We start from the raw sequence: 12,996 nt of genomic DNA, 5'->3' as shown, positions 1-12,996 counted from the left end.
GCGCTCGCGTGCAGCGCTCGCGGCCAGGGGCCGAGGGCTCCCGCTACGGATCGAGGGCCGAGGGCTCCCGCTACGGATCGAGGATCGACCCGGCGCTGGCCAGCACGAGCATCTCCCCCTCGTGCGCAGGCGAGCGGGCGGCGACCTCGAGGCCCGCGAGCGCCTCGGGCGAGGCGAAGACGCCCTCGTCGGTCCCCTCGGGCGCCCAGCCGCCGACCTCGGCGAGCGCGCCGCCGAGGAGCTCGCCCGCGGGGCCGACGAGCATCTCCCCCGCGTGGACGCTCAGGCGCACGTACACCCTGGGGTCGCGCCCGGGGCGGCCCGCGAGCCGCCGGAAGATCCCGAGCGCCGCGTCCACGACGCGGCGGCGCGCCACCGCGTCGGCGGCCGCGTCGGCGGGGCGCTCGGCCGTGAAGAGCAGGCTGTTGCCCGTCTCGGCCGCGGGGGACAGCCCGGCCTCCGAGAGCTCGGCGGCCACGAACGGCAAGATCGCCTCCAGGTCCGCGAGCAGGCGATCATCCGGCAGGTCGAGCGCCTCGGGCGCGGCGCCGGCCTCGGCGTGCACCGCCACCCCGGGGCGGGCGCGCGCGCCGGGCGGCGCCTCGACAGCGCCGCGCGAGGCCTCGAGGGACCAGCGGAAATCCTCGAGGAACGCGCGGGCCGTCGGGTGGCGCGCCGCCGGCTCCTTGGCGACCGCCCGGAGGAGGACGTCGTCGAACGCCGGAGAGAGCCGCGCCTTCGCGCTCGGGCGCGGCGGGCTCGCGAAGAGGTGCAGCTGGCGCACGAGCGCGCCGAGGTCCCCGGCGAAGAGCGGCTCGCCGACGAGCATGCGGTAGGCGAGGATGCCGAGCGCGTAGACGTCGGCCCGGGCGTCCACGCGGCGGCCGAGGAGCTGCTCGGGGGCGACGCACGAGGGGCTCCCGAGGACCTCCCGCGAGGAGGTCAGCCCCGGCCCGGGCGCGTCGAGCAGCTTGGCCACGCCGAAATCGAGCAGCACGACCCGGCGCGGCCCGTCCTCCACCAGGAACACGTTCGAGGCCTTGAGGTCCCGGTGCACGACGGCCTGGGCGTGCGCGGCCTCCAGGGCGTCGCAGAGCGGCTCCAGGATCGCGAGCGCCTCCTCGGGCGACAGGCGGCCGCGGGCCCGGAGGTGCTCATCCAGGCTGATCCCGGCGAGCAGCTCCATCGCGTAGTAGGGCCGCCCGTCCTCGAGCTGCCCCTGCTCGAAGACCTCGACGATGCCGGGGTGCCGCAGCCGACGGACGGTCTCCACCTCCCGCTGGAAGCGGACCACCACGTCCGGCTGCGCGCTGAGCTCGGGGTGCAGCACCTTCACCGCGGCCAGCGTGCCGTCGACCGCGTGCCTCGCGCGGTAGATCACGCTGAAGCCGCCCGCGCCGAGCGGCTCCTCGAGCTCGTACTCGCCCGCGCGCGCTCCGGGCGGCAGGGACGCCACCGCGAGCCCGCCGACGATCACGGCGGGCAGGGACGGAGCGGCCATCGTCGACAGCACCGTGCGCACCGTGACATCGGCGCCGGGGGCGCCGGGGGCGCCGGGGAGGGTGTCGGGGTCTTCGCTCGGGGTGTCGGGGTCTTCGCTCGCCATGAACGGACCGACCGACGGTACCATGGGGCGGCGGCGCGCTGATCTCCCACCGCCCCCCCAGAAGAGCCACCCGTGTCCCGCTGCCCCCTGTGCCACCGCCGGCTCCCACCGGCGGGCGTTTGTCCCCGCGACGGCGCGTCGCGGCCGTCGGCGGGAGAGCGCACGCCCGCGCCCGGGCCGCCGCGCGTCGCGGGCTTCCGGGTGGGCGGCCTGCTCGGCGAGGGAGGCTTCTCCGCTGTGTGGGCCGCGCGGCGCGACGCGGACGGCCTCCAGGTGGCCCTCAAGGTCGGCCGCTCCTCCGGCGGGGCGGTGCAGGCGCGGTTCCGGCGCGAGGCGGGCGCGCTCCGGTGCATCGGTCCGCCGCACGTCCCGCGGGTCCACGGCGAGGGGCGGCTCGACGACGGCCGCCCCTGGATCGCCATGGATCGAGTCCCGGGCGCGACGCTCGCCGAGACGCTCGCGGCGCTGCCCGGCCCGCCGGAGCCGGCCTGGGCGGCCGCGCGCGCCGCCGCGCTGCTCGACGCGCTCGCGGCCGCGCACGCGTGCGGCGTCGTCCACCGCGATCTCAAGCCGGAGAACGTGATGCTCGCGCCGCGCCGAACGACCGCGCCGGGCGACGCGCCGCCCCGCGCGCCCGCCGCGGGCCTCGTGGAGCACGCGGCGCGCGCGGTGCTGCTCGACCTCGGCCTGGCGCGGCCCGCCGGTGCGTCGCGCCAGGACGACGAGGCCGAGATCACGCGCGGGGGCACGATCGTCGGCACGCCCGAGTACATGGCCCCGGAGCAGCTCCGCGCCGGGGACGCCGTCGACGCGCGCACGGATATCTACGCCTTCGGCGCGATGCTGTTCGAGCTGCTCACGCTGCGTCCGCCGTTCGTGGGGGACACGGGCGCGGTCGAGCACGCGCACCTCGCGCTCCGGCCGCCGCGTCCGGGCGAGCTCGCGCCGATCCCCGACGCCCTCGAGGAGCTCGTGCTCTCGTGCCTCGCCAAGGAGCCCGACCGCCGGCCCGCGAGCGCGGCCTGGCTCCGGCGCGCGCTCGCGGAGGCGTGCCCGCTCGTCGCCGCCCCGGTCGCGGCGGCGACGGCGGCCGCCGCGGCGACGGCGGCCGCCGAGCCGACCCCCCGGTCCTCGGCGACCCTCGCGTCGGGGCCGCCCTCCAGCGCCGGCGGCCGGCTCATCGCCGAGGGGCTGCAGCCGGTGGTCGTGCTCGTCGCCGAGACCGGCGCCGCCACGCCGCTCGTGATCGCCGCCCTGGCGAGCCGCAGCGGCATCTGCGTCCGGCAGCGCGGGCGCCGCTACGTCGCCGTCTTCTCGGCCCGCGACGCCGAGCACCCGGTCCGGCTCGCGCTCTCCGCCGCGCGCGAGCTCGTCGAGCGGCGCGGCGCCCGGGCCGCGCTCCACCTCGCGGGCGTGATCATCCGCCCGCGCGACCGCGGCGCGCCGGCCGTGTACGGCGCGGCGGTGGATCGCCCGGAGACATGGATCCCCGCGTACCCGTGGTCCGGCGTCACCCTCACCGAGGAGCTCGAGCGCGCCCTCGCCGAGGGCGAGCCCGCCACGCCCCCGACCTCGCCCCGGGTCGCGCGGGCGGCGGAGACTGCCCCGCCGCCGCCCATGGTCGGCCGGGGCGAGGCGATCGCGGCGCTCGAGGCGAGCGCCGCCGCGGCGTTCAGCGGCGCGTGCCCGGCGCTGGTCACGGTGCTCGGCGACGCCGGCCTCGGCAAGAGCCGCGTCGCGGCCGAGGCGGCCGTCGTGGCGCGGCGCCTTCGCCCGGACGCCGAGGCGCTCGTCGTGCGGGCGGCGCAGCCGCTGCCGGGTGAGGCGAGCCGCGACACGGCGGAGATCCTGCGCTTCGCCCTCGCCGCGCCCGCCGCCGCGCCGGCCGACCCGCGCGCGTTCTGCGAGGCGCGGCTCGGCCCGGAGCTCGGCGCGTCGACCTTCGCGTCCGTCGCCGCGGCGCTCGGGTGGGCGCTCCCCGGCACCGCGCGCGCCGCGCGCGCCGCACCCGCCGCGACGCCCCACCACGTGGCGCGGGCGATCGCCGAGGGGCTGCGCCGCCGCGCGCGCCGCGCGCCCGTCGCCGTGATCGTGGACGACGCGCAGTGGGCGGACGTCACCGTGCTCGACGCGCTCGAGGTGGCGACGCTCGACGGCGCCGGGGTGGCGCTCTGGGCTGCGGTCGTCGCGCACCCGCGCTTCGAGCGTTTTCGCCCCACGTGGGGCGCCCGGACACAGCAGGCCGACCGGGTGGCGCTCGCCCCCCTCGATGAGCCCGCCGCCACGGAGCTCGCGGCGCAGCTGCTCCTCCCGGCGGCGTACCCGCCCGCCGACGTGCTCCGGGGGCTCGCGCGCTGGGCGGGCGGCAACCCGGGTTGCCTCGCCGCGATCATCCGGTCGCTCAAGCAGGCCGGGCTCGTGCGCCGCAGCCCCGGGGGCGGCGGCTACTGCGTCGAGGCGGGGGCGCTCGAGGGCCTGCCGGTCTCCCCGGCGTGGCAGTGGCTGGCGATGCGGCAGCTCGGGGCGCTGCCGCAGGAGATCGCCGCGCTCGCGCGGCTCTGCGCCGTGCTCGGCGAGTCGTTCACGCGGGCCGAGCTCGAGTGGGTGCAGGACGCCGTCGATCGGGCCGGCGGCGCCGGCACGCCGGTGGACGCGGGCTACGGGCTCGGCGTGCTCGTCGAGCAGGGCATCATCGCGCGCGGCGCGCCCGGCGACGGCGGCGCGCAGGGCGACGGCGGGGCGCACGGCGGCGGCGCGCACGGCGGCGGCGCGCAGGGCGACGGCGGGGCGCACGGCGGCGGCGCGCGCGGGGCCATCGCCGAGCGGTGGTGGTTCCAGAGCGGGCTCTTCCGCGACGCGGTGTACGAGACGCTCGATTTCGAGCACCGCGCGCAGATCCACCGGCACGCGCTCGCGTTCTGGCGGGCGCGGGTCGAGGGCGAGCGCTCGCCCGCGCCGTCCGGGGCGCCGCGGGCCGAGCTTGCCGCGCCGTCCGGCTACCTCGCGGCGGAGCCGGGGCTCGAGGAGCTCGAGCCGCTGGCCCGGCACGCGGGCGCGTGCGGGGCGGGGGAGGAGGCGGCCGACGCGCACCTCCGGCTCGGGGATCTCGCTTCCGCGCGGCACCGGCACGTCGAGGCGGAGCGCTGCTACACCGCCGCGCTCAAGCTCGCCGGCGAGGAGGATCGCCGCCGGCGCGCGCTCGCGCTGGCCGGGCGCGGCAGGATCCGCTACCGGCTCCACCTCATCGAGGAGGCGATGGCCGATCTCTCCGCCGCGCTCGAGCTCGCCGACGGGGAGCTCCGCGCGGACATCCTGCTCGAGGAGGCCACGGCGCTCGACTGGACGGGCGCCTACGAGGCGTCGTCGGCGCGCGTCGAGCTGGCGCGGCCGCTCGTGGAGCGCGCGGGCTCGCCGCGGCTCTCGGCGCGCCTCTGCGTGGCCGAGGGGCGCACGCGCCTGCGGCGGGCCGAGGCCGCGGAGGCGATCGCGCTCCTGTCGGAGGGGGCGTCGCTGGCCGAGTCCGCCGGGGACGAGGAGAGCCGGATCATCGCGCTGGTGCTGCTGTCGACCGAGCTCGCGCACGCGGGGCGCTTCGCCGAGGCGGAGCAGCGGGCCGAGGCGGCGATCGCCCTCTGCGAGCGCGCCGAGGACCTGCCGCACCTCTGCATCGCGATCATGAACCGCGTCGTGCTCTGGACGCTGAAGAAGGATCTCGCGCGCGCCACCGGGGATCTCCGGCGCGCGATCGCGCTCGCGCGGGAGATCGGCAACCCGTGGCTGGAGCGCGTCGCCACGTACAACGTCGCCGAGCTCCTGTACTGGAGCGATCAGCAGGACGAGGCGCTCTCGCTCGCGCGCCGCGCGCACACGCTGGAGCAGCGGTTCGTGGATCGCCCCGTGCCGGAGTGCTCGCTGCTGCTCGCGCGCATCCTCGCGGCGCGCGGGGAGCTCGGCGAGGCGCGGCGCCTGCTGGCGTGGATCGCCGGCGCGTGCCCTCCGGAGCCGTCCGCGAAGGCGGCGCACGGGTGCTTCCTGATGCTGCGCTGCCTCCTGTCGGACGACGACGCCGCCGACGCCGCGCCGCGCGCGCTGCTCGGCGTCCTGGACGAGGCGGAGCTCGAGGCCGGCCCGTTCCTCTTCGCCGACGAGCTCCTCGAGGTCCTCTACTGGCGCGGCCACGCCGCCTTGCACCATGGGGCGACCGAGGTCGCCGCCGCGAGCCTGGGCAGGGCCAGCGGCCTGCTGGTGGATCATCCGGCCTGGCGGGCACGGTTCGACGCGCTGGCGCGCCGGCTCGACGCGCCGCCTGGCGGAGCGGGCGGCTGCTGAGCTTGCCGCGGAGCGGCGCGGTCGCTTCCTCGCACTTCAGCGCGATCAACAGCGCCTGCTGAGCCTGCCGTGCGCTGCGCGATCGGTGCGGCGCGTGATTTGCCTGGTCCTGGTGCGAGGCGCACGCAGATGCGCCTGAAATGGAGGACAGGTCATGCTTCGCGTACGGGTCAATGCTGCTTGGGTGATCGGTTTCTGCTTGCTTGCGGGCGGGTGCGGGGCGGCGCCGGCCGACGAGGGTGAGTCGATCCAGGTCGCCGGGCAGGGGATCATCGTGATGAACGGCCTGGATCCGGCCTTCTTCTGGAAGCCCTCGACGCAGCAGGCGCTGCGCGCGCTGGCGCGGGCGCCGCTGGAGGACGCGTTGGCGGGCGCTGGAGGCTCGGTGCTCCTCTCGAGCGAGGGGGGCAGGGAGCTCGCCGAGCGCGTGGTCGCCTGCGCCCTGCCCGAGGGGGCGACGCTGGAGGCGGGCTCCCGGCGGTCCTTCGACGGATGGATCGGGCTCGCGCCGCAGTGGGCCTCCGCGCCGCTCTCGGACGCCACGTCGCGACGCTGGGTGACGGCGTGCCTGCTGCAGTCGCTGAACGCGCTGGACGCGCACGTCGACGTCCACCTGACCGGCGGCCACCCGGGTCTTGCGGACGCGCCCGGCAGCGACGCGCAGGATTACTCGGTCCGTGATGCGATCATGTTCGGCGATCTCTTCGACCCGGTCCGGCCAACGGCGTTCGCCTGCGCCGACAACGCGCTGATCGACGAGTGCGGCGTGGCGCTGAGCGTGAAGACCCTCGAGCGCATCTGCGGGCAGTCGCCCACGTGCCGGCTCACGCTCCTCGGCCATTGCGACGCGGTCTGCTCCCGGGACAGCGCGGGCGCGCCGACCTGCCGCGCCCCCGGAAGCGGCGTTTACCCGGAGTCGATCGCGTCAAGCCTGGAGCCCCTCGTCGCGTTCTCCACGGGCGGCCTCACCTGCGGCGTCCTGGATCGGGTCTCGGGGTTGCTGTAGGTGGAAGCTGGGTAGAGCGGAATCGTGCGACGCCGGGCGAGCTTCGCCGCTGGTGCGCCGGCGCGAGGAGGACCCCTTCCGGGTCTCGCTCCGCTCTCTCCCTTCGAGGTCGAGTGGCAGCTGAGATGCGTGGCGCTCGGAAGGGAAAAACTACTTGTTCGCGGTCTCGGACAAGGGGGTTGAACGCCTCGCCGTCGGCGAAACGATCTTCGGCTCGTGTCGAATGCACGGAGCCAACCCACTTGCCTGGGCGACGGACGTGATCGGCAAGTTGCAGGCGGGCTGCCGCTCAGGTCAAACGGTCGCCAGAGAGTGCCAGCCGCCGGCCGCGATCGCCTTGACCCCGGTAAGCTCCGGCACCCGCAGCGGCGTGGGCTGGGCCGCGACCGCGACGCTGCCGATCTGCCCGTAGTTGTTGGCCCCCCAGATCCACACGGTGCCATCCTCCAGCAGCGCCAGGTTATGATAGTAGTTCGCGGAGATCGCCTTGACCCCCGCGAGGCCCAGCACCTTCACCGGCTTCGAGGGCCTGGCAACAGGATCCGTGACGCCATTGCCGAGCTGGGCCCAGTTGTTGGCCCCCCACGACCACACGGTGCCGTCCTCCAGCAGCGCCAGGTTGTGCCAGCCGCCGGCCGCAATCGCCTTGACCCTGCCGAGGTCCGGCACCTTCACCGGCGCGAGCTTGTAGACGTTGGTGCCGTCGCCGAGCTGGCCCCAGTTGTTGGCCCCCCAGGCCCACACGGTGCCGTCCTCCAGCAGCGCCAGGCTGTAGTGGCCGGCGCCTTCGTAGTTGCGGCCGGCAGCGATGGCCTTGACCGTTCCGAGGCCCGACACCTTCACCGGTCTTTCCCTCTGGGTCAGGGTACCGTCGCCGAGCTGGCCCAGGTTGTTGAGACCCCACGCCCACAGGGTCCCATCCTCCCGCAGCGCCAGGCTGTGCACGCTGCCTGCAGCGATGGCCTTGACCCCCGCGAGGCCCGCCACCTGCACCGGCCTGTTGCTGTCGGTCGTGGTGCCGTCACCGAGGTTGCCCCAGGTGTTGCGCCCCCACGCCCGTACGGTGCCGTCCGAGACCAGCGCCAGGCTCGTCCAGCCGCAGGCAGCGATGGCCTTGACCCCGGTGACGAGCGCCACGTCCGCCGGCTTCGTCGGCTGAGGGGTGACCGTCGTGTGACCATAGCCGAGCTGCCCGTAGTTGTTGGCGCCCCAGGTCCACACAGCGCCATTGTCCAGCAGCGCCAGGTTATGCCAGCCGCCGGCGGCGAGGGCCTTGACCCCGAGCAGACCCACCTCTTGCATCGGCTTGTTCCTGTTGGTGTTGGTGCCGTCGCCGAGCTGGCCCCAGTCGTTGGCCCCCCAGGACCAGAAGCCCCGCTGCGGCTCGGGCGGCACCGGCTTGGGGATCGGCCGCTCCCGCGCGTCCTTCTCGACGTCTGCCTGGCAGCAGAGGCAGCTGCTGTTGCAGATCACCTTCTCCAGCATCTCCTGGAAGCCGCTCAGCGTGCTCAGGGACGTGAAGGACTGACCACCGGTCTCCCTGGCCACGCGGGCATACTCCGCTTCGACTTGCTGGCGCACCTGCGCCGCTGCCGTGCCGAGGTACGTGTGCACGGTGGTCCCGGTCTTCCTGGCGGTCTCGATCGCGCTGTTCGCAGCGTCGATGTCGTCTTGATTCTGCGGGTTGCCGCCTTCGAGCGCCTCGTCGCCCAGATAGAAGATGGCCCGCTTGGCGCCGGGCCGCCAGTCGAAATGGGTGGCGATGTCCTCCATGGCGCGCGCGCCGTCCTCCCGCGCGCCGTCCACGTCCTTGCGACCCTTGATCGCCGAGTCCGGCACCCCCAGCTTGTTGAGGTAGGCGCGCACGGTGTTGTTGAAGAGCGTCTTCTTGAACACGTTCTCGATGCCCAGGTACGTGGCGCGCAGGTCCGACGGGCACTTCGTCTTGGCGGCCTCGATGGCCGCGCCGATCGCCTGGCTGAGCGCCGTCGCCTCATCCGCCATCGACCCGCTGGAGTCGATGACCACGACCAGATCTACGACGGAAACGGCCTTCGAGGCCTCGGCGCGATACACGGGGAACTCGAGCCGCCTTCCCTGGCGGTCCAGATTGAGCTCCACGCCGCGGTGGGTGGAGACCTCCCCGGGGCGCTCCGGCGACGCCCAGTCCGTGGTGAGGCCACGGGTGTTGTCCGGAGCGTTCCAGGCATTGAAGGCGAAGCGGGATGTGGCCGCGTCGCCCTGGGTGAAATTGAGGGTGAGGAGATTGCTCAGGCCCAGCGTACCGACGGCGTTGTCGTGGTACCAGAAGGCGCTCAGCTTGGGCCCGCTGGATCCGCCCTGGGCCGCGTAAGCGACGCTCACCCCGGTGGGAGGGCCTTCGTAGGAGAAGCAACCCCTTCCGAGCACGGACCCATCGGGGTTGAGCACGCGAAATGTATAACTGGTAGTCACGTCTGCCGGCATCGTTCGCCTCCTGTTCGCTCGTCCAGCGCCGTCGTCGATCCAGGCCATCAAGGCACGCCGAAGCTGCCTCGAGATGTCGAAGGATCGCTCTGTCCACCGTGCAGGCGCATCTATGTAGATCGGCCCAAGGGAGCCGCATCTCGTTGTGGACGACAGCTTCTATCACCGTCATTGGCAGATGCGCAATGGATTTATCCCCCTCGTCATCCTCGCCTCTAACTCGGCAGCGACCTCGACAAGTGAGCCGTTGGCCACCACGCCCGCTGATGCCCTTGGAGGTGTCCAGGAATCAGTGACGATCTGTCGAGCAGCATGACGTGGCTCGGGTTCGTCCCTGATGAATTTGACAGCCGCATCGCGGCCGCGACCCTGTACCCTCAACAATGGGACAGGCCCGCTGAAACCAGCGTACGGTTGCGTGGCCATGAGGCTTGCGGGCTGCTGGCCGGGCCAGGGCGAGGAGCCGAGACGTAGGACCAAAGTCCCATGGCGCTCAGGCGCGCCTCGGCCTAGAAGGGCGACACCAGCGCGGCACGAACAGGCGCCCCGGGAGGTGGGTGACCTGCCTTCCCCGACAAGGCCCAGACGCTGAGCCCACTCCAGGTTGCGTCGCCGCGCACCCGCAACATCCGGGCTGGCAGTGACGGGAAAGGGCAGCTCGAACGCGACGTTCCGCGGCATGTGTCCTCCGAGAGGCGCTGATGATGACACCGGGGCGAGGCTTCGCGATAGGACCTTGGTCCTATAGACAGGACCTCGCCCGAACGGAGGGGTGCGGGGCGCCCCGAGCGGGGCGAGGGCTGCGCCGTCGAGCACGAGCGCTCCGAGGGCTGCGCCGTCGAGCCAAGCACGAGAGGATACGCAAGTCGATCGAAGCGGAGTACCCGCGCGTGGCCCGGGAGACGGACGGCCAGTTCTTGGCCTCGCAAGACAACCTGAGCGCCTTCCAGGCGATGCTCGAGAAGGTGATCTGCGGCAGCAAGACGGACCCGCGGATCACCAGGACGGAGTTCTGCTGCTGCCAGGAGTACGTGGAGCAGCGCGAAGAGACTGCCGCTCCCCGGTGAGCGATCCGCGCATGCAGAGCGCCCTCGGGTCTCCAGCCCGCGCCTGAGGGTCGCGCCGCTCCCAACGTCGCGCCGGGGGCTGCCAGGGATCCCTGACGCGCGAAACTAGGCCGGCTCCGTCTCGATGTCCTGCGTGACGGTGACGCCCGCCGCCCGGTAGGGCGCGAGCGCTTCCTTCGACACGCCGCGCTCCGTGAAGAGCCACGTGAGCTCGCTCAGCGGCGCCACGACGTACGGTGACGCCGTGCCGAGCTTGTCCGCGGTGGCCAGCGCGACGACCTCGGCCGAGGCCTCGACCATCGCCCGCTTCACGTACGACTCGTCGAGATCCACGGTGGTGATACCGAACGCCGGGTCGAGGGTGCACACGCCGAGGTAGCAGAGGTCCGCCCGGATCTGGCGCACGGCCGCGATGGTCACGGCGTCGGCGGCGGCCAGCGGGTCCTTGCGCATGCGCCCGCCGAGCAGCACCACCTCGACGCGCGGGTGCTCGGAGAGCGCGATCGCGACAGGAGGGCTGTTGGTCGCGATCGTCGCCTCGAGATCGCGCGGGAGGTGGCGCGCGACAGCCACGTTGGTCGTGCCGCTGTCGATGAACACGACCTGACCCCGCTTGATCAAGGTGGCCGCCGCCCGCGCGAGCTCCTCCTTCACGCGCGGCTGCTGCCGCTCGCGCGCGGGGAAGCTCGGGTTCACCCGGGCGAGCGGCAGGCCGCCGCCGTGCACGCGCTGGAGGAGCCCCTCGTTCGCCATCTCGCGCAGGTCGCGCCGGATCGTGTCCTCCGAGACGCCGAAGGAACGGCTCAGCTCGGCCGCCACCACCTTCCCGTCGCGTTCCAGTACCGCGAGAATATGCCGGCGCCGCTCGGCGACCATGAGCCCGGAGCTGTCTGCGTTGTTTTGCACGTTCGTTCCTGTTTGTGCACGAAGCCGCTTGCGTGGACCGATTGCAGCTGCAAGATTCTTCCTTGATGTTCACGATAATGCACGAAAATTCGGGGGAGCTCTCTGCCCTCCACGCCCTCTTCTCCTTGCATCTCGGCTTCCGGACGGCCCTCCGCGAGCGGCGCGCCGGCGGCAGCGCCTCGTCCGGACCAGCGCGGGGGGTGCCGTGATGCACGCTCCTGCGCTCGCCGATGACCTCGCGCACGACGCCACGCCCGACTCCGACGCCGCGCGGGCGCGGCGCGCCGTCTCGGTCATGTTCGTGGCGAACGGCATCGCCTTCGCTTCCTGGGCCGCGCGCGTCCCCGCGGTCCGCGAGCGGCTCGCGCTGCGCGACAGCGTGCTCGGGCTGGCCCTGCTCGGCCTCGCCTGCGGCGCGATCCTGGCCTTCCGCGCCGCCGGGCCGCTCATCGCCCGCTTCGGGAGCCGGCGCGTCACCCGCGTCTCGGCCGTGCTCCTGTGCGCGGCGCTGCCCCTGCCGGCGCTCGCGCCCTCCTTCGGCGCGCTCGTCGCGGCCCTCCTGCTGCTCGGCGTCTGCAACGGCCTCATGGACGTCGCGATGAACGCGCAGTCCGTCGAGGTCGAGCGGCGCTACGGCCGGCCCATCCTCGCCTCGTTCCACGGCATGTTCAGCCTCGGCGGCCTGATCGGGGCGGGCGTCGGGGCGCTCGCGGCCGACCGGGCGCTGTCGCCCGCTGCGCACCTCGTCGCGGTCGCCGCCGTCCTCGCCGCGGCCGTCACCGCCGCGGGCGGGGCGCTCTCGGCCGACGCGCGCCCGGCCCCCGCGGCCGCGGGCGCCGCCGGGACGAGCCGCTCGACCCAGCTCGTCCTGCTCGGCCTCATCGCGTTCTGCTCGTCCGTGGGCGAGGGCGCCATGGCCAACTGGTCGGCCGTCTACCTCCGCGACGAGCTCCACACCACCGCCGCCGTGGCGGCGACGGGCTACGCCGTGTTCTCGCTGGCGATGCTCCTCGGGCGGTTCTCCGGCGACGGGCTGACCCAGCGCCTCGGCGCCCAGCGGCTCGTGCGCGCTGCCGGGCTCCTGGTGGCCGGCGGGCTGGGCGCGGCGCTGCTCGTGAACGTCCCGCTCGCCATGATGCTGGGCTTCGGGTGCGTGGGCGCCGGCCTGTCGGTCGTGGTGCCGCTCGTCTTCCGCGCCGGCGCGAGCGCCCCCGACGTGGCGCCCGGCAAGGCGCTCGCCACGCTCGCCACCATGTCCTACGGCGGCTTCCTCGTGGGGCCGCCGGCCATCGGCCTCCTCTCCGACAGCCTCACCTTGCGCGGCGGGCTCGTCCTCGTCGTGGCCCTGGTCCTCGTGATCGTCGCCCTGGCCCCGGTGGTGGCGCGCGGACCCGCCGCTCGCCTGCCCGCCGCCCGTCCGCACGCGATCAGGGTGCACTGACCGCGGACACCGCCGCCCTCGCGCCCGCCCGATCACCGCACTCTTCGTCGAGCAGAAAGCAATTGATGTTCAACGAGAGGTGGATCGAGCTACGTTGCTGCCGCGCCGTGCTGGCATGTCTGCGGCCGGCCAGAGGCCCTCCTCACCATCGCTCGTGGCAGGCATCCAGAAAGGA

The 12,996-nt window shown here is 74.2% G+C and carries 7 protein-coding genes and 1 pseudogene; 5 read left to right on the top strand and 3 right to left on the bottom strand.

Annotated elements, in window-relative coordinates:
* Positions 1-70 precede the first annotated feature (70 nt).
* Positions 71-1,606 (bottom strand): serine/threonine-protein kinase, encoded by a 1,536-nt coding sequence (locus WME89_RS25325; RefSeq protein WP_438011643.1) that lies wholly within the window; start codon positions 1,604-1,606, stop codon positions 71-73.
* A gap of 72 nt (positions 1,607-1,678) precedes the next feature.
* On the opposite strand from WME89_RS25325, the gene WME89_RS25320 reads away from it, so the two are divergent.
* The 3 genes and pseudogenes from WME89_RS25320 to WME89_RS25310 all read left to right on the top strand — a co-directional run.
* Positions 1,679-5,935, top strand: a complete 4,257-nt coding sequence (locus tag WME89_RS25320) for a protein kinase domain-containing protein (RefSeq protein WP_438011642.1) — start codon at positions 1,679-1,681, stop codon at positions 5,933-5,935.
* 184 nt (positions 5,936-6,119) lie between these two features.
* The gene (locus WME89_RS25315; protein ID WP_438011641.1) at positions 6,120-6,941 is read left to right on the top strand and encodes a hypothetical protein; all 822 of its coding nucleotides are present in this window, start codon (positions 6,120-6,122) and stop codon (positions 6,939-6,941) included.
* Positions 6,942-7,046: 105 nt separating this feature from the next.
* Positions 7,047-7,353 (top strand): annotated as a pseudogene (locus WME89_RS25310) (hypothetical protein); the annotation flags it as partial.
* Here WME89_RS25310 and WME89_RS25305 read toward each other — a convergent pair.
* The gene (locus WME89_RS25305; protein WP_438011640.1) at positions 7,236-9,305 is read right to left on the bottom strand and encodes an RCC1 domain-containing protein; all 2,070 of its coding nucleotides are present in this window, start codon (positions 9,303-9,305) and stop codon (positions 7,236-7,238) included. The pseudogene WME89_RS25310 and the gene WME89_RS25305 sit on opposite strands and share 118 nt — an antisense overlap.
* Before the next feature lie 992 nt (positions 9,306-10,297).
* On the opposite strand from WME89_RS25305, the gene WME89_RS25300 reads away from it, so the two are divergent.
* Positions 10,298-10,474: a hypothetical protein gene (locus WME89_RS25300; protein ID WP_438011639.1), complete on the top strand. Its 177-nt coding sequence runs from the start codon at positions 10,298-10,300 to the stop codon at positions 10,472-10,474.
* A 105-nt stretch (positions 10,475-10,579) separates the two neighbouring features.
* Here WME89_RS25300 and WME89_RS25295 read toward each other — a convergent pair whose 3' ends face one another.
* Positions 10,580-11,380: a DeoR/GlpR family DNA-binding transcription regulator gene (locus tag WME89_RS25295; RefSeq protein WP_438011638.1), complete on the bottom strand. Its 801-nt coding sequence runs from the start codon at positions 11,378-11,380 to the stop codon at positions 10,580-10,582.
* 208 nt (positions 11,381-11,588) lie between these two features.
* Here WME89_RS25295 and WME89_RS25290 point away from each other — a divergent pair, with 208 nt between their 5' ends.
* Positions 11,589-12,821 carry an MFS transporter gene (locus WME89_RS25290; protein ID WP_438011965.1) on the top strand — a complete coding sequence of 411 codons (1,233 nt, stop codon included), beginning with the start codon at positions 11,589-11,591 and terminating at the stop codon, positions 12,819-12,821.
* Positions 12,822-12,996 lie beyond the last annotated feature (175 nt).

It is taken from the genome of Sorangium sp. So ce321 (assembly GCF_051530195.1).
GTDB lineage: Bacteria > Myxococcota_A > Polyangia > Polyangiales > Polyangiaceae > Sorangium.
Note: the sequence above shows the minus strand (reverse complement) of the source record. Positions and strands in the feature narration are given on the sequence as shown.

Bases quoted from the DNA above. Each gene is read 5' to 3' on its own strand.
- WME89_RS25325 (WP_438011643.1), bottom strand. From the start codon at position 1,606: ATGGCGAGCGAAGACCCCGACACCCCGAGCGAAGACCCCGACACCCTC.
- WME89_RS25290 (WP_438011965.1), top strand. From the start codon at position 11,589: ATGCACGCTCCTGCGCTCGCCGATGACCTCGCGCACGACGCCACGCCC.